19 protein-coding genes and 1 tRNA gene are annotated in these 21,542 nt (G+C 70.5%); 7 read left to right on the plus strand and 13 right to left on the minus strand.

Translation table 11 applies throughout. From position 1 onward, the window contains the following. Window positions 1-15 precede the first annotated feature (15 nt). From tmk to H9622_RS07395, 7 genes are all read right to left on the minus strand, one after another. Entirely contained in the window at window positions 16-651 is a 636-nt protein-coding gene (tmk, locus tag H9622_RS07365; RefSeq protein WP_191765758.1) for a dTMP kinase, read from the minus strand. Next, entirely contained in the window at window positions 648-3,344 is a 2,697-nt protein-coding gene (topA, locus tag H9622_RS07370; protein ID WP_191765759.1) for a type I DNA topoisomerase, read from the minus strand. Before topA ends, tmk begins: the two co-directional genes overlap by 4 nt. Window positions 3,345-3,411: 67 nt before the next feature. Next, complete coding sequence (locus H9622_RS07375; protein WP_191765760.1) at window positions 3,412-3,729, minus strand: helicase; 318 nt, start codon at window positions 3,727-3,729, stop codon at window positions 3,412-3,414. Further along, entirely contained in the window at window positions 3,729-4,064 is a 336-nt protein-coding gene (locus tag H9622_RS07380; RefSeq protein ID WP_191765761.1) for a TadE family type IV pilus minor pilin, read from the minus strand. The genes H9622_RS07375 and H9622_RS07380 overlap by 1 nt, the downstream gene beginning before the upstream one ends. Next, the gene (locus tag H9622_RS07385; RefSeq protein ID WP_191765762.1) at window positions 4,061-4,267 is read right to left on the minus strand and encodes a DUF4244 domain-containing protein; all 207 of its coding nucleotides are present in this window, start codon (window positions 4,265-4,267) and stop codon (window positions 4,061-4,063) included. Before H9622_RS07385 ends, H9622_RS07380 begins: the two co-directional genes overlap by 4 nt. A 148-nt stretch (window positions 4,268-4,415) precedes the next feature. Beyond that, on the minus strand, window positions 4,416-5,408 hold the full coding sequence (locus tag H9622_RS07390; RefSeq protein WP_318247058.1) for a type II secretion system F family protein: 993 nt from the start codon (window positions 5,406-5,408) through the stop codon (window positions 4,416-4,418). Then, complete coding sequence (locus H9622_RS07395; protein WP_191765764.1) at window positions 5,405-6,481, minus strand: TadA family conjugal transfer-associated ATPase; 1,077 nt, start codon at window positions 6,479-6,481, stop codon at window positions 5,405-5,407. Before H9622_RS07395 ends, H9622_RS07390 begins: the two co-directional genes overlap by 4 nt. Window positions 6,482-6,887: 406 nt before the next feature. Here H9622_RS07395 and acs point away from each other — a divergent pair, with 406 nt between their 5' ends. Further along, a complete protein-coding gene (gene acs, locus H9622_RS07400; protein WP_191765765.1) occupies window positions 6,888-8,852 on the plus strand; it encodes an acetate--CoA ligase in 1,965 nt (654 codons plus the stop codon). Between the two features lie 280 nt (window positions 8,853-9,132). Here the strand turns inward: acs and H9622_RS07405 are convergent, their stop codons facing one another. Together H9622_RS07405 and H9622_RS07410 are read right to left on the minus strand one after the other, a co-directional pair. Next, window positions 9,133-9,600, minus strand: a complete 468-nt coding sequence (locus H9622_RS07405; protein ID WP_191765766.1) for a RidA family protein — start codon at window positions 9,598-9,600, stop codon at window positions 9,133-9,135. Between the two features lie 4 nt (window positions 9,601-9,604). Beyond that, complete coding sequence (locus H9622_RS07410) at window positions 9,605-9,820, minus strand: DUF4177 domain-containing protein (protein ID WP_191765767.1); 216 nt, start codon at window positions 9,818-9,820, stop codon at window positions 9,605-9,607. 111 nt (window positions 9,821-9,931) lie between these two features. Between H9622_RS07410 and H9622_RS07415 the strand changes: the two genes are divergently transcribed. The 5 genes from H9622_RS07415 to H9622_RS07435 all read left to right on the plus strand — a co-directional run bounded on the left by H9622_RS07415 (window position 9,932) and on the right by H9622_RS07435 (window position 16,655). After that, complete coding sequence (locus H9622_RS07415) at window positions 9,932-12,706, plus strand: transglycosylase domain-containing protein (RefSeq protein WP_191765768.1); 2,775 nt, start codon at window positions 9,932-9,934, stop codon at window positions 12,704-12,706. Continuing rightward, window positions 12,706-13,647 (plus strand): metallophosphoesterase, encoded by a 942-nt coding sequence (locus tag H9622_RS07420; protein WP_191765769.1) that lies wholly within the window; start codon window positions 12,706-12,708, stop codon window positions 13,645-13,647. Before H9622_RS07415 ends, H9622_RS07420 begins: the two co-directional genes overlap by 1 nt. A gap of 132 nt (window positions 13,648-13,779) precedes the next feature. After that, on the plus strand, window positions 13,780-15,720 hold the full coding sequence (locus H9622_RS07425; RefSeq protein ID WP_191765770.1) for a hypothetical protein: 1,941 nt from the start codon (window positions 13,780-13,782) through the stop codon (window positions 15,718-15,720). A gap of 18 nt (window positions 15,721-15,738) precedes the next feature. Continuing rightward, window positions 15,739-15,812, plus strand: a tRNA-Pro gene (locus tag H9622_RS07430). Window positions 15,813-15,872: 60 nt separating this feature from the next. Then, on the plus strand, window positions 15,873-16,655 hold the full coding sequence (locus H9622_RS07435; protein ID WP_191765771.1) for an HAD-IIB family hydrolase: 783 nt from the start codon (window positions 15,873-15,875) through the stop codon (window positions 16,653-16,655). 50 nt (window positions 16,656-16,705) lie between these two features. On the opposite strand, the gene H9622_RS07440 is transcribed toward H9622_RS07435, so the two are convergent. Then, window positions 16,706-18,106, minus strand: a complete 1,401-nt coding sequence (locus tag H9622_RS07440; protein WP_225221823.1) for an alpha-hydroxy acid oxidase — start codon at window positions 18,104-18,106, stop codon at window positions 16,706-16,708. A 36-nt stretch (window positions 18,107-18,142) separates the two neighbouring features. After that, complete coding sequence (locus tag H9622_RS07445; protein WP_318247059.1) at window positions 18,143-18,850, minus strand: FadR/GntR family transcriptional regulator; 708 nt, start codon at window positions 18,848-18,850, stop codon at window positions 18,143-18,145. Window positions 18,851-18,917: 67 nt separating this feature from the next. Here H9622_RS07445 and H9622_RS07450 point away from each other — a divergent pair, with 67 nt between their 5' ends. Further along, on the plus strand, window positions 18,918-19,817 hold the full coding sequence (locus H9622_RS07450; protein ID WP_191765773.1) for a DUF1295 domain-containing protein: 900 nt from the start codon (window positions 18,918-18,920) through the stop codon (window positions 19,815-19,817). Window positions 19,818-19,840: 23 nt separating this feature from the next. Here the strand turns inward: H9622_RS07450 and galE are convergent, their stop codons facing one another. Continuing rightward, window positions 19,841-20,860, minus strand: a complete 1,020-nt coding sequence (gene galE / locus H9622_RS07455; RefSeq protein ID WP_191765774.1) for a UDP-glucose 4-epimerase GalE — start codon at window positions 20,858-20,860, stop codon at window positions 19,841-19,843. Window positions 20,861-20,880: 20 nt separating this feature from the next. Then, window positions 20,881-21,540 carry a thymidine kinase gene (locus H9622_RS07460; protein WP_191765775.1) on the minus strand — a complete coding sequence of 220 codons (660 nt, stop codon included), beginning with the start codon at window positions 21,538-21,540 and terminating at the stop codon, window positions 20,881-20,883. Window positions 21,541-21,542 lie beyond the last annotated feature (2 nt).

Below are 21,542 nucleotides of genomic sequence, written 5' to 3' on the forward strand. Positions count from 1 at the left end.
GACGGTGCCGCCCGGTCAGCCCAGCAGCCCGGCGACGCGGTCGCGCACGGCCGCCGTCAGCTCGGCGGCCGGGAGCGTCGCGTCGAGCACCAGGAACCGGGCGGGCTCGGCGGCCGCGAGGGCGAGGAACTCCTCGCGGACGCGCACGTGGAAGGTCTCGCGCTCGGCCTCCAGGCGGTCGAAGGGCTTCTCGTCGGCGTCGAGGCGCTGCCGGGCGACGGTGGGGTCGAGGTCGAGGAGCACGGTGAGGTCGGGCAGCAGCCCGGCCGTCGCCCACAGCGACAGGTCGCGCACCTCGTCGCGGCCGAGCACCCGGCCGGCGCCCTGGTAGGCGATGGACGAGTCGAGGTAGCGGTCCTGGATGACGACGTCGCCGCGCTCGAGTGCGGGGCGCACCACGGTCTCGACGTGATGCGCACGGTCGGCGGCGTAGAGGAGCGCCTCGGCGCGCGGCGCGACCTCGCCCCGGTGGTGGAGCACGATGTCGCGGATGAGCGTGCCCACCTCGGTGCCCCCCGGTTCGCGCGTCCGCACGACCGGGCGCCCGGCATCCGTCAACCAGTCCTCCAGCAGCGACGCCTGCGTGGTCTTGCCCGCGCCGTCACCGCCCTCGAACGTGATGAAGAGTCCGGGGTGCCCTGCAGCGGTCACTTCTTCGCCGGGGCCTTCTTGGTCGCCTTGCGGGTCGTGCGCTTGGGCGCCGGTCCCTTCGCGCGCTTGTCGGCGAGCATCTGCACGGCGATCTCGTAGGTGATGTCGTCCGGCGTCTGCCCGCGCGGGATGGTGACGTTCGTCACGCCGTCGGTGACGTACGGGCCGAACCGGCCGTCCTTCACCTTGATCGGCTTCTCGCTGACCGGGTCGTTCTCGAACTCCTTGAGCGCGCTGCTCGCGCCGCGGGCGCCGTACTTCGGCTGCGCGTAGACGGCGAGGGCCTCTTCGAGCGTGATGTCGAAGATCTGCTGCTCGCTCTGCAGCGTGCGCGAATCGGTGCCCTTTTTGAGGTAGGGACCGTACCGGCCGTTCTGCGCGGTGATCTCGGCGCCGGACTCGGGGTCGACGCCGACGACGCGCGGCAGATCGAGCAGGCGCAGCGCGGTCTCGAGGTCGATCGTGTCGACGGACATCGACTTGAACAGCGAGGCCGTGCGCGGCTTGGGCGCCGCCTCCTTCTTCGCGCCGCGCTTCTTCGGCGCGGGCTCGGGCGCGTCGACGATCTCGCCGGTCGCCTCGTCGACCTCCTCGTCGGCGGGCGGGTCGGCCTCCTGCACGTACGGGCCGAAGCGTCCGTCCTTCACGATGACGAGCTTGCCGTTCGCGGGGTTCTCGCCGAGCACGCGGTCGCCCGCGACGGGGGCGTCGATGAGCTCCTGCGCCTTGGCGGGCGTGAGCTCGTCGGGCGCGAGGTCCTCCGGGATGTTCACGCGACGTGGTTCGCCGTCGGGCTGCTCGGCGTTGGCGACCTCGAGGTACGGGCCGTACTTGCCGAAGCGGAGCGTGGCCACGTCGCCGATGGGTGTGGAATTGAGGGCGCGCGCGTCGATCTCGCCGAGGTTGTCGACGATGTTGCGCAGGCCGACCTGGTCCTCCGACCCGAAGTAGAACTGCTTCAGCCAGTCCTCGCGCTTCTGCTCGCCGCGGGCGATGGCGTCGAGGTCGTCTTCGAGGGCTGCAGTGAAGTCGTAGTCCACGAGGTCGGCGAAGTGCTCCTCGAGGAGCCGGACGACGCTGAACGCGAGCCAGCTCGGGATCAGCGCCTGGCCGCGCTTGGTGACGTACCCGCGGTTGAGGATCACGTCGATGATGCTCGCGAACGTCGAGGGACGGCCGATCCCCTTCTCCTCGAGCGCTTTGACGAGGCTCGCCTCGGTGTATCGGGGCTTGGGGCTGGTGGAGTGACCCTTGGGCTCGACCTCCTTCAGACGCAGCACATCGCCGACCGCGAGCGCGGGCAGCGCCTGGTCGTCGGCCTTGTCGGCGTCGCCGCGCTTCTCGTCCTTGCCCTCTTCGTACGCCTCGAGGAAGCCCTTGAAGGTGTACACGGTGCCCGACGCGGTGAACTCGGCACGGCGCCCGCCGGCATCGACGGCGAGCGTGACCGTGGTGGTCTCGTACTTCGCGTCCGACATCTGGCTGGCCATGGTGCGCTTCCAGATGAGGTCGTACAGGCGCAGCTCGTCGCGGTCGAGCTCGGAGGCGACCGATGCGGGCGTACGGAAGGTGTCGCCCGACGGGCGGATCGCCTCGTGGGCCTCCTGCGCGTTCTTGCTCTTGCTCGCGTAGACCCGCGGGTTGAGCGGCACGGCCTTCTCGCCGTACATCGCGACGGCCTGCTCGCGCGCCGCCTGCACGGCCTGCGTGCTGAGCGCCGTCGAGTCGGTGCGCATATAAGTGATGAAGCCCTTCTCGTAGAGACGCTGGGCGACGCTCATCGCGTGCTTGGCACTCATCGAGAGCTTTCGGCCGGCCTCCTGCTGGAGGGTCGACGTGGTGAAGGGCGCGCGGGGGCTGCGGGTGCCCGGCTTGGCCTCGACAGCGGAGACGGATGCCTCGGCCGCAGCCTCGATCGCGGCGGCGAGCTGGCGGGCGGCCTCCTCGTCGAGGACGACGACGGCCTTCTTCAGCTGGCCGCGGTCGTCGAAGTCGGTGCCGCGCGCGAGGCCGGCGCCGTCGACGCGCGCGAGGCGGGCGGCGAAGGACTCGGCGCCCTTGACGGCCTGCGTCTCGATGTCCCAGTAGGACGCCGAAACGAACGCCATGCGCTCGCGCTCACGCTCGACGACCATGCGGGTCGCGGCGGACTGCACGCGCCCGGCGGATGTCCCCTGCTGCACCTTGAACCACAGCACAGGACTGACGTCCCAGCCGTAGAGGCGGTCGAGGATGCGCCGCGTCTCCTGCGCGTCGACGAGCGCGAGATCGAGCTCGCGGGTGTTCTGCACCGCGGCCCGGATCGCGTCCTGGGTGATCTCGTGGAAGACCATGCGCTTCACCGGGACCTTCGGCTTCAAGGTCTCGAGCAGGTGCCACGCGATGGCCTCGCCCTCGCGGTCTTCATCGGTGGCCAGCAGGAGCTCGTCCGCCCCCTTCAGCGCGCGCTTGAGCTCGGCGACCGTCTTGCGGCCCCGATCGCTCTCGACGTAATAGGGGTCGAAGCCGTTGTCGACGTCGATGGAGTACTTGCCGTACGCCTGCTTCTTGTCGGCCGGGATGTCCTTCTTGTCCGCGAGATCGCGAATGTGCCCGACCGAGCTGAGCACCTCGTAACCATCGCCGAGGTAACCCTGGATCGACTTCATCTTCGTCGGAGACTCGACGATGACGAGCTTCTTGCCTTCTGCCAACGGGGGCGTCCTTTCTTCGTCGCAAACCATACACGCCGGTTCCCGGAGTGGTCGCTGTGAGTCGTGCTCAGGGCGGCGGGCCTGCGCGCGCCGACGCGCCGGCCCGGAGGGCGCCGAAGCGGACCGAGACGGTCACGGTGGCGACCAGTCCGTCGAGGTCGCACACGTCGAGCGTGACACCTGCGACCGCGGCGAGCTCGGCAGCGCGGTCGCACGGCGCACCGGTCGTCGCACCGGAGGCGGCGTCCGCCGCGGCGAGGGCGGCGGCGTCGGCCGCGCCGGCGACCCGTTGTCCTACGACCGACGCCGATGCGACGGACGCCAGCCCCAGCGCGAGCACGGCCGCCGCGCCGATCAGGCCGATCGTGGCCGCGGTGCCCGGCATCAGAGACCCCCGGCGAGCGCGCAGCTCGTTGCGGTGAGCGTGAAGGGAAGCGCGGTGCCGACCGTGCCGGTCACGCACACGAGGTCGCCGCGGGGCTCGATCGAGGTCGCGGCTCCCGGGGCGACTGACGCGACGGCGGAGCGCACACGGTCGGCCGGCTCGCCCCGCGCCGCGAGACGCGCCGCGTCGGCGACGGCGTCCTGCAGTCGAACCTGCCGGGCGCCGGCCGCCAGGACTCCGACGCCGACGACCAGCACGACGATGACGGCGGGCAGCGCGACCGCGAACTCGGCGACGACCGACCCGCGATCGTCGCCGGGTCTGCGGCGGATCACGCGACCGTGAGCGCGCGACGGATGAGGTCGGTGAGGATGCCGCGCACCTCGTCACTGCGCATGATCACGACCAAGAGTCCGGCGAACGCCACGGCCGCCATGGTGGCGATCGCGTACTCGGCGGTGGCGGCGCCGGTGTCGTTGCCGTGCGTCTCGGCGAAGAGCTTCGCGGCGCGGCGGGGGGTGAGAAGGGGAAGGGTCATGAGGTCTCCTGTCATGGGTGTGCGTGTGGTGGGCACGGTCGGGTGTCGTCGGGGACGCGGTTGCCGTCGTCCCTAGGCGATCGGGCGTGCGGATCGGTGTCGTCGGGCACCGCCGTCGGGCTCGATGCCCGGCGCGGATGCACAGGCATCAGAACGCGGCCGGCATCGACGACATGACGCTCAGGAGCATCGGCGCGACGCCGAGAAGGAGGAAGGCCGGGAGCGTGCACACCCCGAGCGGGAGGAGGAGGCGCGACGACAGCTGGGCGGCGCGCAGCCGGCCGTCGATGCGCGACCGGTGACGAGCGAGCGCCGCCGTCGATCGCAGCAACTCGACCGCCGGCACTCCCGCCGACCGCGACAGGGCGAGCGCGGCCGCGGTCGAAGCATCCGCTCCCCTGCCTCCTGCGTCGGCGACGATCGCCGTCGCCCGTTCGATGGAGACGCCGCCGCTCAGCGCGATCGCGAACAGCTCGGCGTCGAGGCCGGGAGTGCCGGTGCCGGCGCGTGCCCGGCGCACCAGGTGGGCGCTCCAGCGGTGGGCGGCGACGATGAGGACGCCACCTCCGAGCAGGCACGCGACACCCATCGGCCGGCCGATCAGCGTCCCGAGGGTGTCGAACCCGAGCGCCGCGCCGAGGGCGACGGCCACGAGCGGCAGCCACCCCATGAGCCGGGCGGTGCCCGCGGGCTCGGCGAGCGCGACGCGCACGTCGTCTGCTGCCTCCTGCGCGTCGCGAAGGGCGGTGGCGAGACCCCGCAGGCTTTCCGCGAGCGGCGCGCCCACCGTGGTCGCCACGCGCCAGGCCGCGGCGACGTCGGGCCACGGGTCGTGCGCGGGCTCGCGCCGTCGCACCTTCGGCAGGGGACGCGGCGGCGCGGCCCGCGCGATGGCGTCGGCCAGCGGCATCCGCTTCTCGCATCCTCGGGCGACGCGAGCCGCGGCCGGGTCGCCGGCGTCAGCCAAGTGCTCCCAGGCGCGCGCCGGCGAGAGTCCCGCCTGCAGCAGCACGGCCAGTCGCAGCACGGTCTCGGCGACAGCGCACCCGCCGTCGGGCGCGGCAGGGGGCGCGGCATCCGGATCCACCGATCGTGCCGCCCGAGCCGACACCGCCTCCGCACCGCCGCCTCGTGAACTCACCCTGCGTCCCATGCGACCTCCTCGATCGTCAGCCTGCCCGCCGGGTCGACCCGCGGACGCCCGATGCCCGTCAAGCGGCGCCCGCTTCCCGCCCGCTCGACGTGCAGCACGAACCCGATCGCGCTCGAGACCTGGCGTGCGACCGCGTGGTCGTCGAGTCCGGCGAGGGTACCGAGCGCCTCGAGGCGCGCGGGAACATCGTGGAGACTGTTCGCGTGGAGGGTGCCGGCACCGCCGTCGTGGCCGGTGTTCAGCGCCGACAGGAGCTCGCGCACCTCTTCTCCCCGGCACTCGCCGACGACGAGCCGGTCGGGACGCATCCGCAGCGCTTCGCGCACGAGCCGCGCGAGACCGATCGCCCCCGCCCCTTCGAGGTTCGCCTGCCGCGCCTCCAGCCGCACGTGGTGCGGATGGTCGACTCGCAGCTCGGCGACGTCTTCGATGGTGACGATGCGCTCGTGCGGCGGAGTAGCGCTCAGCAGGCTCGCGAGGAGGGTCGTCTTGCCGGCACCCGCCGCGCCCGTCACGAGGATGTTCTCGCGGCGCGCGATCAGGTCGTCGAGTCGTGCGCGCGCCTCGTCGCCGAACATCCCGGCGGTGTGGAGATCGTCGAGGCCCGGCCGGTCGAGCCGCGGCACGCGGATCGACAGGACGGTGCCGTCGGCGGCGACCGGCGGCAGGACCGCGTGGACGCGGATCCCGCCCTCGAGCCGCACGTCGACGCACGGCGTCGCGTCGTCGATGTGACGGTCGCCCAGCCCGATGAGGGCCACGGCGAGATCGCGCACCTCTCGTTCATCGGCATGCCAGGCGGAATCCCGGACGGGTCCGGCACCCCGGTCGACGAACAGCCCCGACGAACCGTTGACGAACAGGTCGGTGACGTCCGGGTCGTCGAGATGGCCGGCGAGCGGTTCGAGCGACGGATGCCGCGGCCGCACCCGCGCCCGGCCCGCCGGCGCCGCCGGCACCCAGGGTGCAGCCGACACCGCATCCATCGCGAAGGCCGGGACGACGCGTGCGCCGACGGGCACCGCGGCGCTCCGCGGGCGGACGACGAAGGGCTCGGTCATGCCTCGACGGTAGGAGCGCGCTGCCCGGCAGTGACGGCTCATCCCGCGCTCCGGGGAGGAGTGCTCCGGCCCCGCCGCTGGGGAGGAGAGGCCGCGGACGCCTGCCCGCAGAAACAGGGGCGGCATCCCATGGGGGGAATGGGATGCCGCCGCGTGCGACACACCACTTCGGGGGGTGATGGGGGTGCCGCAATGCCAGAATCGATGTTCGGCCGTGGGACAGCATATGTGAGGAAGGGGTCCGCGCAAAACAGTTCATGAGAGCCTTCTCACTCATATATCGGTCGAGTCGAAAAATTCGAGGCCCCTACTAACGGGGGTAGTCACTCCGCCGAGCCGGAACTACATTTCTCGTCAGACTCGCCGGAGTCCCGGCATCGCCCACTCGCGCAAAGGAGCGTGCTCAATGAGCAGCCAGATCGACCACCTGCTGAACGAGGATCGCCGGTTCGCGCCGTCGGAGGATTTCGCCGCGAACGCCGTCGCCGCCGCGGACCTCTACGAGCGCGCCGCCGCCGACCGCGAGGGCTTCTGGGCGGACCAGGCGCGCGAGCTGCACTGGCACACCCCCTTCACGAAGGTTCTCGACTGGTCGAACCCGCCGTTCGCCGAGTGGTTCGCCGACGGCGAGCTCAACGTGGCGTACAACTGCCTCGACCGTCACGTCGAGGCGGGCAACGGCAACCGCGTCGCCCTGCTCTGGGAGGGCGAGCCCGGCGACGACCGCCGCGTCACCTACGCTGAGCTCACCGATGAGGTCAAGCGCCTCGCGAACGTGCTGGAAGGGCTCGGCATCGGGCACGGCGACCGCGTCGCCATCTACATGCCGATGATCCCCGAGGCCGTCGCCGCCATGCTCGCGGTGGCGCGCATCGGCGCGATCCACTCCGTCGTGTTCGGCGGCTTCTCGGCCGACAGCCTGCGGGCGCGCATCGACGACGCCGGCGCCAAGCTCGTCATCACCGCCGACGGCGGCTACCGCAAGGGCAAGGTCTCCCCGCTGAAGCCGGCGGTCGACCTCGCCCTCGCCGACCGCGGTCAGGGGGTGCAGGAGACCGTCGAGCACGTGCTCGTCGTCCAGCGCGGCGGCAACGACGTGGACTGGACCGACGGCCGCGACCTGTGGTGGCACGACGTCGTGCCGCAGGCGTCCGGCGAGCATGAGGCGAAAGCGTTCCCGTCCGAGAACCCGCTGTTCATCCTCTACACGTCGGGCACGACCGGAAAGCCCAAGGGCATCCTCCACACGTCCGGCGGCTACCTCACGCAGGCCGCGTTCACGAACCGGGTCGTGCACGACATCCACCCCGAGACCGACGTGTTCTGGTGCACGGCCGACATCGGCTGGGTCACCGGCCACACCTATGTCACGTACGGCCCGCTGGCCAACGGCGCCACGCAGGTGCTGTACGAAGGAACCCCCGACACCCCGCATCCCGGCCGCTGGTGGGAGATCGTGCAGAAGTACGGCGTCACCATCCTCTACACCGCGCCCACGGCCATCCGCTCGTTCATGAAGATCGGCCGCTCGGTGCCGAAGCAGTTCGACCTGTCGTCGCTGCGTCTGCTCGGCTCGGTCGGCGAGCCGATCAACCCCGAGGCGTGGATGTGGTACCGCAAGATCATCGGCGGCAAGACCGCTCCGATCGTCGACACGTGGTGGCAGACCGAGACCGGCGCGGCCATGATCTCTGCGCTCCCGGGCGTGACTGAGACCAAGCCGGGGTCTGCGCAGGTGCCGCTTCCCGGCATCTCGATCGACGTCGTCGACGAGGACGGCTCGCACGTCGGCAACGGCAACGGCGGGCTGCTCGTGCTCACCGAGCCGTGGCCGTCGATGCTGCGCGGGATCTGGGGCGACCCGGAGCGGTTCGTCGAGACGTACTGGGACAAGTTCCAGAAGCAGGGCTTCTACTTCGCCGGCGACGGCGCGCGTCTCGACGACGACGGCGACGTGTGGCTGCTCGGCCGCGTCGACGACGTGATGAACGTGTCGGGCCACCGCCTCTCGACGACCGAGATCGAGTCGGCGCTGGTCGGAAACGAGGCGGTCGCCGAGGCCGCGGTCGTCGGTGCGTCCGACGAGACGACCGGACAGGCGGTCGTGGCGTTCGTGATCATCAAGCAGTCGTACCTGTCCGCGCACGCTCCGGACGGCCTCGCGCAGGCGCTGCGCCAGTGGGTCGGCGAGCAGATCGGGCCGATCGCCCGCCCGCGCGACGTCTACATCGTCGGCGAGCTGCCGAAGACCCGGTCGGGCAAGATCATGCGCCGTCTGCTGCGGGACGTCGCCGAGGGCCGCGAGGTCGGCGACACCACGACCCTTGCCGACACCGCCGTGATGAGCGTCATCTCCGCCCAGGTCAGGTGATGCGCGAGCGGCGGCGCGAACTCGCCCGGCACGCCCTCGAGGGCTCGCTCACGCCGGAAGCTGCGGTACGCCCGCATCCTGGTCGAGGCGATGCCCGTGGAGCGGATGCCTCCGCCCCTGCTCGCAGCGCTTGCGCGCGTCGCCGCCCCCTGATGGCGCGCCGCCGAGGCGTTCCCCGCCCGGCCCGGGCGCTCCCACTTCTCGCGAGACTGCACTTCTGCGGCGAGACGGCGTCCCGCGCGTGCAGTCTCGGTGCAGAAGTGACGTCTCGCGGGGTGGGTCAGGCGAAGGAGAAGACGACCTCGACCTCGACGGGGGCGTCGAGCGGCAGCACGGGCACGCCGACCGCGGACCGCGCGTGGCGGCCGGCCTCGCCGAAGACCTCGCCGAGCAGCTCGCTCGCGCCGTTGATGACGCCGGGCTGACCGCTGAACTCGGGGACGGATGCCACGAACCCGGTGACCTTCACGACTCCGGTGAGGCGGTCCACCCCGCCGACCGCGGCGGCGGCTGCGGCGATGGCGTTGAGAGCGCACTGGCGCGCATAGGCCTTCGCGTCGCCTGCCGGCACGAGGCCGTGCCCGTCGCCGACCTTGCCGGTCGCGGGCAGCGCGCCCGAGACCATCGGCAGCTGGCCTGCGGTGAAGACGAGGTCGCCGTGCGCCTTGGCAGGCACGTACGCGGCGACCGGCGGCACGACGTCGGGGAGATCGATGCCGAGATCGGCGAGCTTCTGGGAGACGGTCATGGGATCAGTTCCCCTCGAACTGCCGGGATGCCTGGGCCGCGGCATCCAATCCGGCATTCTGGGCTCCACCGCCGGCCGGGCGCTTGAGATACGCCACGAGGCCTCCTTCGGGGCCCGGCACGACCTGCACGAGCTCCCAGCCCTGCTTGCCCCAGTTGTTGAGGATCGCAGCGGTGTTGTGGATCAGAAGGGGCGTGGTGAGATACTCCCACGTCGTCATCGCGGCTCCTCGAGTCGGCGAGCGGAAACGGGCTGGTGAAGGCTGGGAAACACCCGCGTGGGCGCACGTCCGTCAGGGAATCGCCCAGGTAATTCCCTTACGATCAACCCTATGCCTGATAACAAACGAACGGCTAGCGGTGTGCTCGGTGGGATCACCGGCGTCGTCGGCCTCAGCGCAGTCGCGGGTGTTCTGGTCGCCGCCACGGTGACCCCCGCTATCGCGCTGTCTGGTGCCGCTGCGACCAGCGCCATCACGATGTTCGACAACCTCCCGAGCGTTCTCGAGATCGACGATCTCATGCTGCCCAGCAACTTCTACGCGACGGACCCCGAGACCAAGAAGCCGGTGCTGCTGGCGAAGTTCCTCGAGCAGGACCGCACCCCGGTCACGTACGACCAGGTCTCCCCGGTCATGTACGACGCCATCCTCTCCAGTGAGGACCCGCGGTACTTCCAGCACGGCGGCGTCGACCTCATCGGCACCACCCGCGCCATCCTGTCGAACGCGCAGGGCGGCGGCGAGACGCAGGGTGGATCGACGATCAGCCAGCAGTACGTCAAGAACGTCCTCATCCAGAAGTGCGAGCAGAACGCCGAAGCGCACGAGGAAGAGGACGAGAACGGCGAGATCGTCCAGATCTCGCGGGAGCAGGCCCTTCAGGACTGCTGGGTCGCTGCGACCACCGCGAAGGACGACGAAGGCTACATGCGCAAGCTGCAGGAGATGCGCTACGCGATCGCCCTCGAGCAGAAGTACTCGAAGGAGGAGATCCTCCTCGGCTACTTCAACATCGCCAACTTCGGCGGCACGACGTACGGCGTCGAGGCTGCCGCTCGCTACTACTTCAGCACCACCGCGGCGAAGCTGACCATCGCCCAGGCGGCCACGCTCGCCGGCATGGTGCAGAACCCGAACAACTACCGCATCGACAAGCCCGGCGGGTCGATCTTCGGCTCTGACGGCACCGCTTTCAACAAGGCGGCCGACGGCGTCATCGACGAGGGCGCGAACATCCGCGTGCTCGACCAGCTCGTCGAGTCCGGCGAGATCACCGACGAGCAGCGTCTCGCGGCCGCCGACGGCTACACCTCGACGAAGGTGCGTCAGCTCTATGTGCTCAGCCGCATGCTGGACGACGGCAAGATCACGCGCGAGCAGTACGTCGAGGCCGCGGCCTGGCCGATCACGCCGGCGATCAACCCGCCAAAGACCGGCTGCCAGGCTGCCGGTGGCGCCGCGTACTTCTGCCAGTACGTGAAGTACGTCATCCTCAACGACCCCGCCTTCGGCGAGACGGAGGAAGAGCGACGGGAGCTCCTGTCGCGAGGCGGACTGAACGTCTACACGACCCTCGACTCGCGTGTGCAGTCGGAGGCGCAGACCGCCATGAGCGAGCTGGTCCCGTCGTCCTACGACATGCCGACCGGCCGCACCGTCCCCTCCAAGGGCCGCCTGGGGTCGACCGTGGTCAGTGTCGAGGCGACGACGGGCCGCATCCTGGCGATCGCGCAGAACACGAAGTTCAGCGAGGACGCCTCGGTCGCGAGCGATCCCAATTACGCCTCGCTGGTCTTCGCCGGCGACACCACGTTCGGCCGTTCCGGCGGGTTCCCCGCGGGCTCGACCTTCAAGCTCTTCACCCTCATCGACTGGCTCGAGCAGGGCCACTCCGTCAACGAGACGCTCAACGGCACGACCCGCGTCTTCAAGAAGATGACGAACTCGTGCGAGGGCGACTGGTACAACCAGGGCAACGTCCTCGTCAAGAACTTCGGCGGCCAGGGCGGCATGGTCTCCACCCCGATGCGATTCACGGCGCAGTCGACGAACACCGGCTTCTTCGCGATGGCTGAGAAGCTCGACCTCTGCGACATCAAGAAGGTCGCCACCCGCATGGGCGTGACGCAGGCGAACGGCAACGAGGTCGCCATGACCAACCTGAACTCGGTCATCGGCACCAACCCGGTCTCGCCGCTCGCCATGGCCAGCGCCTACGCGACGGTGGCGAACAACGGCGTGTACTGCCAGCCGCAGGCGATCGACCGCGTGACAGACGCCGACGGCAACGACCTCCCGAAGCCGCAGCGCAGCTGCACACCTGTGCTCGAGCCGAAGGTCGCTGCCACGGCCGCGTATGCGCTCCAGGGTGTTATGAACGGCGGCACCGGTTCCGGCGGAAACCCCTACGACGGCACGCCTCTCATCGGCAAGACCGGAACGCACGAGGAGATCCAGACCTGGCTCGTCGAGTCGAGCACCAAGGTCGCCACTCTCGCGTGGGTGGGCAACGCCGACGGTGGCGGGGACGTATTCAAGTCCTGGCCGAACGGAAATCGACTCTCCGACGTCCGCTACCAGCTCGTCAGGCGTACGCAGGCCGCGGCCAACGCCGCGTATGGCGGCGACCGGTTCGCCCAGGCTGACGCCGAGCTGACGAAGTTCATCCTCACCGAGCTGCCCGACGTGGTCGGTATGTCCGTCGACGAGGCCAAGGCGACGCTCCAGAACCGCGGCTTCCCGGTCAATGTGGGCGCGCCGGTCGACTCCGACCGTCCGGCGGGCGTCATCGCCGCCCAGAACCCGGGGCCCGGCAGGGTCGCGGGCGGGTCGACGGTCACGATCAGCCCCAGCAACGGTCAGGGCATCGGCCTGCCTGACGTGAGCGGAATGGGTGTCGAACGCGCGATCGCGCAGTTGCGGCAGGCTGGATTCGGCAACGTGCAGGCCGGAAGCTGCACGGAGGCGGAGGGCGCCGATCCCCAGGGCAGCGTGACAGGCACCGATCCGCGTGCGGGCACGGTCACCAACCGCAACGCCTCGATCAAGGTGAACTACTCCGCGCCCGACTGCGGCGGAGGCAACGGCCGCGGGAACGACGGGTAGTGGCGTCCAGCGCTCCACGCACCGCCCTCACCGCGCTCGGCGCGGTGGGGGCGGTCGGCGTGGCGGCGGCGATCTGGGGCATCGGCATCGAGCGGTACCTCTTCACCGTCCGGTTCCATGAGGTGCCGATCCTTCCCGCCGGCGCCGCGCCGCTGCGCGTGCTGCATCTGTCCGACGCCCACATGGCACCGTGGCAGCGTCGCAAGCAGCAGTGGATGGCGGCCCTCGCGGAGCTCGAGCCCGATCTCGTCGTGAACACGGGCGACAACATCGGCCACGAGCACGGCCTGCGCGGCCTGCGCCGGGCCTTCGACCCGCTGCACGGCATCCCCGGCGTGTTCGTGCACGGATCGAACGACCACGTCGCTCCCTCACCCCGGAACCCGTTCAAGTACTTCGTGGGCCCCTCGAAGGGCGGAGCCGACCGTTCGTGGGAGCCGCTCGACACGCAGGCCCTCGACGGGTATCTGGCCGAGGAACTCGGCTGGCTCGACCTCAATAACGCGGTCGGCGCGCTCGAGGTCGCAGGGCAGCGGATCGACGCCTTCGGGGTCAGCGACGCGCACCGCGGATGGGACCGTCTGGACGTCCTCCCCGATCTGATCGAGGAGCTGCGCGACGAGGACCCCGCCGTGCCCATGATCGGCGTCACGCACGCCCCGTACCGCCGTGTGCTCGACGACTTCGTCGACCTCGGCGCCGACATGATCTTCGCCGGGCACACGCATGGCGGGCAGGTGCGCATCCCGGGCTCCCCTGCGGCGCTCGTCGCCAACTGCGACATCCCGCTGCGGCAGGCACGCGGGCTCAGCCGGTGGACGAGGCTCGATCGCACGGTGCCGCTCAACGTGAGTGCCGGCCTCGGCCACTCGATCTACGCGCCGGTGCGGTTCGCGTGCCGGCCCGAGGCCTCCCTGATCACCCTCACCGCCGCGGGCTGAGGAGCCCGCCTCTGGGCATCGCCTCCTCCCCAGCTGCTCCGAGTACGCGCATCACCACAGCGTTACCGCGTGCTCGATCGCGTGCCCGTGTGAACGCGGAGGATCGTCGACGTCTCGATACGAGGAGTCGACATGGACCACGCCCCGCACGCACACTCCCGCCCTGCCCTGCTCATCGTCCTGGCGCTCATCGCCGCCGTGATCGCGGCGATGGTGCTCGTGCCCGCCGGCCCCGCGCAGGCAGCGTCGCGCGGGTCGGGGTTCGGTGCCTGGCAGCCCGTGTCGGCCTACGGCTGGCACGGCTCGATGCTCGTCGGCGGCGTGCACACGTACTGCATCCTCCCCGGGGCTCCTGCGCCGACCGGGCCGACGACCGACCGCGGCGTGCGCACGTCGGTGCGGGGGCTCAGCGCGCAGCAGCTCGCGGGCATCAACCACCTCGTCACGACGTACGGTCAGACGACCGATCCGGTGCAGGCCGCGTCGGTGGCATGGGCGGTGAGGGCGATCGCCGACTGGGACGCCGCGATCCACCACTACGGATATCGCGGCAACTCCCTCGCGGGCGCGATCAACTGGACGTTCTCCGCCCTCTCGCCGCGTCACAACGCCGAGATCCAGAAGCGCTCGGTGGCGTACTACGACGAAGCTCGCCGTGTCAGCGCGCCTGCGGCGCCGAGGGGGGAGCTCGTGTTCACCACGGACTCCGCCGACCACATGCTCGGAACGGTGACGGTGCGCACGAACGCCGCCACGGCGAAAGGCACTCTGACGCTGGACGGCGCGGTCTTCGCTGCGACCGGCACCGACACGCTCACCGGCGCCGCCGCGGGGATCGCGTACCCCATCCGGTCTGCGGCGGGCAAGCCCGGCCGTCCGCATACGGTGGCCGGTTCCGGTCGGTTCGACGCAGGACTCGCCGCCGCCGTGCGGTACTTCACGACGTCTGGGGGTCAAGACACCGCCGGACCCGGAGGGCGCACCTCCTTCACCGTGAAGGGAAAGGATGCCGTTCCCCGCGCAGCCGGCTTCGTGCCCGAGATCTCCACCCAGGTGACGGCGGCATACGCCGCGGGCGGGCCGTTCATCGACGACGTCACCGTCCACGTCGCCGAAGGCGAGTGGCCGCGTGACGAGCGTGGGTCGTATCTGCCGCTGCGGGCGACCGCCACCGTCTACCGCACGACGAAGCAGCCGCAGGAGACCGCGGAGGTCCCCTCTTCTGCGGTGGCGATCGGAGAGCTGGAGCTCGTCACAGATCCGGCGATCGGGCCCCAAGCGCCGTATCGGCTGATCTCCGAGTGGAGAGCGGACGAGCCGGGCTTCTACGTCGCCGTCTGGGAGATCGCCGCCTCCGCCCAGCCCGACCCCGGGGCGCTGCGGCTGCCCGACGGGTACGTGTGGGAGGAGCGGTTCGGCGTCGCCACCCAGATGACCATGGTGCCCGACGTCTCGTCACGCGCTCAGTCGTCGGCAACCGCGGGCGAGACGGTGAGCGACACGATCATCGTGGGCGACCCACTGCCCGCGGTCGGGCTCGACGTCGGATCGGCGCTATATCTCGCCGAGGACGGCGTGGCGGCCGCACAGACGTGTGTGGAGGAGCGTCTGATCTGGGAATCACCCCTGCACCGCATCACCGAGCCTGGTGAGGTCACGGTGACCGCGCCAGCGGTCGCGGACGTGGGCACGTACTACTGGCAGGAGCGGGCGCTCGACGCGGAGGGCGCGGTCGTCCACCTCGGTGAGTGCGGCGTGGCCGACGAGACGTCGATCGTCGTTCCGCCGCCGACTCCCACACCCACCCCCGAACCGACACCGACGCCCACTCCGCAACCCACACCCACCCCCACCCCGGAGCCCACGCCCACCCCGACTCCGTCCACGACTCTCATCCCACCCGTGTCTCCTCCCCCGCCGCCTTCCGACGGCCCCGGCCTCGCACTGACCGGCGTGCAGCCCGATGCTCTCCGGTCGATCGCCGCGGCCGGAGTCACCGCAGTCACCGTGGGCGCGACCGCGCTCGCCTATCCGCGACGACGGCGGTTCGGAGCACCCTCTGCCATCGGGTAGACTCGGGGGGTTGCAAACCGGGGTGTGGCGCAGCTTGGTAGCGCGCTTCGTTCGGGACGAAGAGGCCGCAGGTTCAAATCCTGTCACCCCGACCGACAAGAGGCTCCGCCGGAAGGCGGAGCCTCTTCCATGACTCCAGCAAGGAGAACCACGTGGCCGAAGCACCCTCTCCCCTCCTCGTCGCCTTCGACCTCGACGACACCCTGGCCCCCTCGAAGAGCCAGATCGATCCGCGCATCGGCGAACTGCTCGTCGCACTCGCGGAGCGGGTCGAGGTCGCGATCATCTCGGGCGGTCAGCTCGCGCAGTTCACGACGCAGGTCGTCGACCGGCTTCCGGATGCCTCCGCCGCCGCGCTCTCGCGACTGCACCTGCTGCCCACCTGCGGCACGCAGTACTACCGCCTCACCGAGGACGGTGTGACGACGGTCTACGCGCACAGCCTGACCGACGACCAGAAGATGCGCGCGCTCACCGCCGTCGAGGGCGAGGCTCGCCGTCTCGGACTCTGGGAGGCTGAGACCTGGGGCGACATCCTCGAGGACCGCGGTTCGCAGATCACCTTTTCGGCGCTCGGCCAGCGCGCGCCGCTGCACGCCAAGACGGCGTGGGACCCGACCGGCGAGAAGAAGAGCCTGCTGCGCGCCGCCGTGGCCGAGCGCATCCCCGACCTCGAGGTGCGCTCCGGCGGCTCGACGTCGGTCGACATCACCCACCGCGGCATCGACAAGGCGTACGGCATGCGCCAGCTGGCCGAGCAGACCGGCATCCCGCTCGATGACATGCTGTTCGTCGGCGACCGTCTCGACCCCGACGGCAACGACTACCCCGTGCTCGCGATGGGCGTGACCTGCCACGCAGTCGACGGCTGGGAAGACACCGCCACGTTCCTCGAGGCGCTCATCCCGACCCTCCCCGAGCGCCCCACCGCCTGAGGACGGGCGCTCGACTGGCCGCGCATGAGCGCCCGCCCGTGACGGGGACGTCAGTCGCCCGTGACCTCGATGTCGGGCGGCGCAGGGTTCGCCGAGCGTGACCCGTCTGCCGCGCGTGACCCGTTCGCCGCGCCCACCCGCGTCGGGGTCTTCGCCGCACCCGCCTTCGTCGGCCGGCGCGTGCGCGCGGGCGACGCCGGCGCCGAGGGCGCCGTCGGCGAGCCGACCGGGACCAGCCGCTGCAGCTGCGTGACGTGCCGGGGCTCGAGCTCCGCCAGGGACGAGACGCCGAGCAGCTTCATGGTCCGCTCGATCTCGCTGCGCAGGATCGCGATGGTGCGGTCCACGCCCTGCCGGCCGCCCGCCATCAGGCCGTAGAGGTAGGCGCGGCCGATGAGGGTGAACTTGGCGCCGAGGGCGATGGAGGCGACGATATCGGCACCGTTCATGATGCCGGTGTCGATCATCACGGTGGCGTCCTCGCCGACCTCGCGCACGACCTTCGGCAGCAGGTGGAACGGGATCGGCGCGCGGTCGAGCTGACGGCCGCCGTGGTTCGACAGCACGATGCCGTCGACGCCGGCGTCGATGAGCCGCACCGAGTCCTCGACGGTCTGCACGCCCTTGACGACGATCTTTCCCGGCCACAGGTCACGGATCACCGCGAGGTCGTCGTAGCCGATCGTCGGGTCCATCGCTGCGTCGAGCAGCTCGCCCACGGTGCCGCCGGTCGACGACAGCGACGCGAACTCGAGCTTGGGAGTGGTGAGGAAGTCGAACCACCACCACGGCCGCGGGATCGCGTTGACGATCGTGCCGAGGGTGAGCTGCGGCGGGATGGAGAATCCGTTGCGCTTGTCACGCAGCCGCGCACCCGCCACGGGGGTGTCCACGGTGAAGAGCAGGGTGTCGAAGCCGGATGCCGCGGCCCGCTGCGCCAGTGCATACGAGATCTCACGATCGCGCATCACGTACAGCTGGAACCAGTTGCGCCCGTGCGGGTTCGCCTCCTTCACCCCTTCGATCGATGTGGTGCCGAGCGTCGACAGCGTGAACGGGATGCCCGCGGCACCGGCCGCGGACGCACCCGCCACCTCGCCCTCGGTCTGCATCAGCCGGGTGAACCCGGTCGGTGCGATGCCGAACGGCAGAGCACTCGGGCCCCCCAGGATCTCCACCGAAGTGTCCAGCTCGGGCGCCGGACGCAGCACGCCCGGGTGGAACTCGATGTCCTCGAACGCCTGCCGCGCGCGCGACAGCGAGAGCTCCCCTTCGGCCGCGCCGTCGGTGTAGTCGAACGCCGCCTTCGGCGTGCGGCGCTTCGCGATCGCGCGCAGGTCGTAGATCGTCAGCGCCGACGACAGCCGGCGCGTGCGCCCGTTGAACTCCGGCTTCTTGAACTGCATCAACTCGAGCAGCTCGGCGGGCTGGGGCAGCTGACGCTGGACCATGGGCGTGCCTTCCATCTGGGTCGAGGGGTGGCGAGGTCAGTCGCTCACTCGGGCGAGGCCGGCCTCGGCGTAGTACCCGGTGATGTGGTCGTGGAGGAGGGTGCCGGCCGTGCCGGCGTCGCCGGCGTCGATCGCGTCGATGATCGCGCGGTGCTCGGTCCGCAGGCGCGCGGCCGCGGCATCCCACTCCGAGATCCGCTCCGCGCCCGCCTGCACGTACGACTCGATCGCCGTCCGCAGGCCCGCCATCATCGCGGCGATCACGACGTTGCCGGATGCCTCGGCCAGCGCAAGGTGCAGCTGGGCATCCAGCGCGAGAAACTCGGCGGGGGTGAGGTCGCCGGCGTCCATGGCGTCCGCCACCGCGCGCGCAGCGCTGGTGTCGCGCGCCGCGTCGGAGGCGAGCGTCTCGACGACGGCGGACTCGAGCACGAGGCGCGTGCGCACGACGTCGTCGAGGGGGAAGCCCTGTGCCGCCACCTGCAAGCGGAGCAGCGCCGACATGCCGCCCTGGGGCGTGGCGATGATGATCGCGCCCGAGGAGGGGCCGGAGCCCGTCCCGGTGCGGATGAGTCCCATGACCTCGAGCACCCGCAGCGCCTCGCGCACACTCGAGCGCCCGACACCCAGCGTGGTCGCGAGCTCGCGCTCGGGCGGGAGGCGATCGCCGGGTCGGAGCCTGCCGTCGAGCAGATCGGTCTCGATGCGTTCGAGCACGAGCTGCCATGCGCGGGTCTCGGTCACGGTCACCTCCTATGGTCAGACCACAGTAACGTGTGGTCCGACCACGTTCAAGCGCTACCCTGACCGCATGGATCCGCTCCTCCTCGTCATCATCGTCGCGGGCGTGGCCTGCGCCTTCTGCTGGATCGCTTCCCTCATCACGAAGGACACCTCGTGGGTCGACCGCCTCTGGTCGGTCGTCCCGGTCGTCTACGTCTGGATCTTCGCCGTCGCCGGCATCGCCGCGGGGGGCGAGATCGTGTCGGCGGGCACCCAGCCCGACTGGGTCGTCGGCGGGGGCGACCCCACCCGTCTGATCGTCATGGCCGTGCTCGTCACGGCGTGGGGTGCGCGCCTCACGTTCAACTTCGCCCGCAAGGGCGGCTACGCCGGCATGGAGGACTACCGGTGGGCGATCCTGCGCGGGCGCATGAAGCCCTGGCAGTTCCAGGTTTTCAACCTGCTCTTCATCGTGCTCTACCAGAACGCCCTGCTCGTGCTCATCACGCTCCCCGCGTACGTCGCGTACCAGCATCCGCTCCCCTTCACGGGATGGGATGCCGCGTTCGCCGCGCTCTTCGCCGCGTTCCTGGTCGGCGAGTTCGTCGCGGACCAGCAGCAGTGGAATTTCCACCGGGCCAAGAAGGCCGCGGGCGGCACGCTCGAGCCCGGCTTCCTCACGACCGGCATGTTCGCCTACAGCCGCCACCCGAACTTCTTCTTCGAGCAGGCGCAGTGGTGGGCGTTCTACGGGATCGGGGCGACGGCGGCCGTCGCGGCGGGACTCGGGGTGTGGGGCGGCGCGCTCAACTGGACGATCGCGGGTGCCGCGCTGCTGACCGTCCTCTTCATCGGCTCGACGATCTTCACCGAGTCCATCACGGCGTCGAAGTATCCCGCGTACGCCGACTACAAGCGCTCGACGTCGATGCTCATCCCGCTCCCCGCGCGCCGGCGCGGCAGGTCGGAGGCCCCTGAGACGGCCTGACGCGCGGACATCCGCGTCGAGCGTCAGTCGCCCTCGAACCCCCGCGGGTTCTGCGACTGCCACTTCCACGCATCGCGTGATGCGTCGTCGATCGTGAGCCTGGCCTTCCAGCCCAGCTCGCGCTCGGCCTTCGACGGGTCGCAGTAGGTCGCGGCGACGTCTCCGGGGCGACGGGCGAGCATCTCCTTGCGGAACTCGCGGCCCACGGCCTCCTCGAACGACGCGACGAGCTGCAGCACGCTGACCGGCTCTCCCGTGCCGAGGTTGTACACCGCGTAGCCGGGCGCACCCTTCTCGAGGGCGGCGACGTGCCCCTCGGCCAGGTCGACGACGTGGATGTAATCGCGCAGTCCGGTGCCGTCGGGCGTGTCGTAGTCGGTTCCGAACACGCCGACGCGGTCGAGATCGCCGATCGCCACGCGCTGGACGTACGGCATGAGGTTGTTCGGGATGCCCTTGGGGTCTTCGCCGATGAGCCCGCTCGGGTGAGCGCCGACCGGGTTGAAGTAGCGCAGCACCGTCACGTCGAGGCCGGGGTTCACCCGCGCGACGTCCTCGAGCACCACCTCGTTCATGCGCTTGGACTTGCTGTACGCGTTCGAGAGATCGACGCTCGTCTTCGACTCTTCGGTGAACGGCAGATCGGCCGGGTCGGAGTAGACCGTTCCGGTGCTCGAGAAGAGGAACGAGCGGATGCCGCGCGCGATGCCCACGCGCAGCAGGGCGAACGTGGTGTTGAGGTTGTTGTCGTAGTACTCGAGCGGCTTCTGGGTCGACTCTCCGACGGCCTTGAACGCCGCAAGGTGCACGATCGCGTCGAAGGGTCCGTGCGCGTCGAAGACGGCGGCGATCACGTCGTCGTCGGCGGCGTCTCCCACCACCAGCGGCACCGAGCGACCCGTGATCTTCGCCACGCGGTCGGCGGCGGCAGCGGAGGCGTTGCTGAGGTCGTCGAGAAGAACGACATCGTGGCCGGCCTCGAGCAGGGCGACGGCCGTGTGGGCCCCGACATAACCGGCGCCGCCGGCGAGAAGTGCGCGCATGCATTCAGCCTACGCGGGCGTCAGGAGCCCGCGATGCGCCCGCCGGACTCCCTCAGGTAGCACTCCGCGCACATCGACTCGTAGGTCACACGGTCGGCCGACAGCTCGTCGATCGCGACCTGGTCGCCGTCGAAGACGAACCGCCCGCCGACGAGACGCGCGTTGAACAGCGCCTTCCGGCCGCACCGGCAGATCGTCTTGAGCTCTTCGAGGCTGTGGGCGAGCTCGAGCAGCCGGCGCGAGCCCGGGAACGCCTGCGTCTGGAAGTCGGTGCGGATGCCGTATGCCAACACGGGAATCCGATCGAGCACCACGATCCGCAGCAGGTCGTCGACCTGCGTCGGGGTGAGGAACTGCGCTTCATCGATGAGCAGGCACGCGACGTCCGGAGCGGCGCCGGTGGCGGCCGACTCCGGGATGAGAGCGTCCTCGGCCCGCGCCCGCACCTTCGCCCGGTACTCGGCGAACAGCGCCCTCAGATCGGCGTCAGGGGTGATCAGGAAGTCGACCGTGCGCTTGACTCCCAGGCGGCTGTCGATCTGATCGGCGCCCTTGGTGTCGATCTCGGGCTTGGCGAGCAGGACGTGCTGCCCACGCTCCTCGTAGTTGTACGCGGCCTGCAGCAGCGACGTCGACTTGCCGGAGTTCATCGCGCCGTAGCGGAAGTACAGTTTTGCCACCC

This window comes from Microbacterium gallinarum, from assembly GCF_014837165.1.
Lineage (GTDB): Bacteria > Actinomycetota > Actinomycetes > Actinomycetales > Microbacteriaceae > Microbacterium > Microbacterium gallinarum.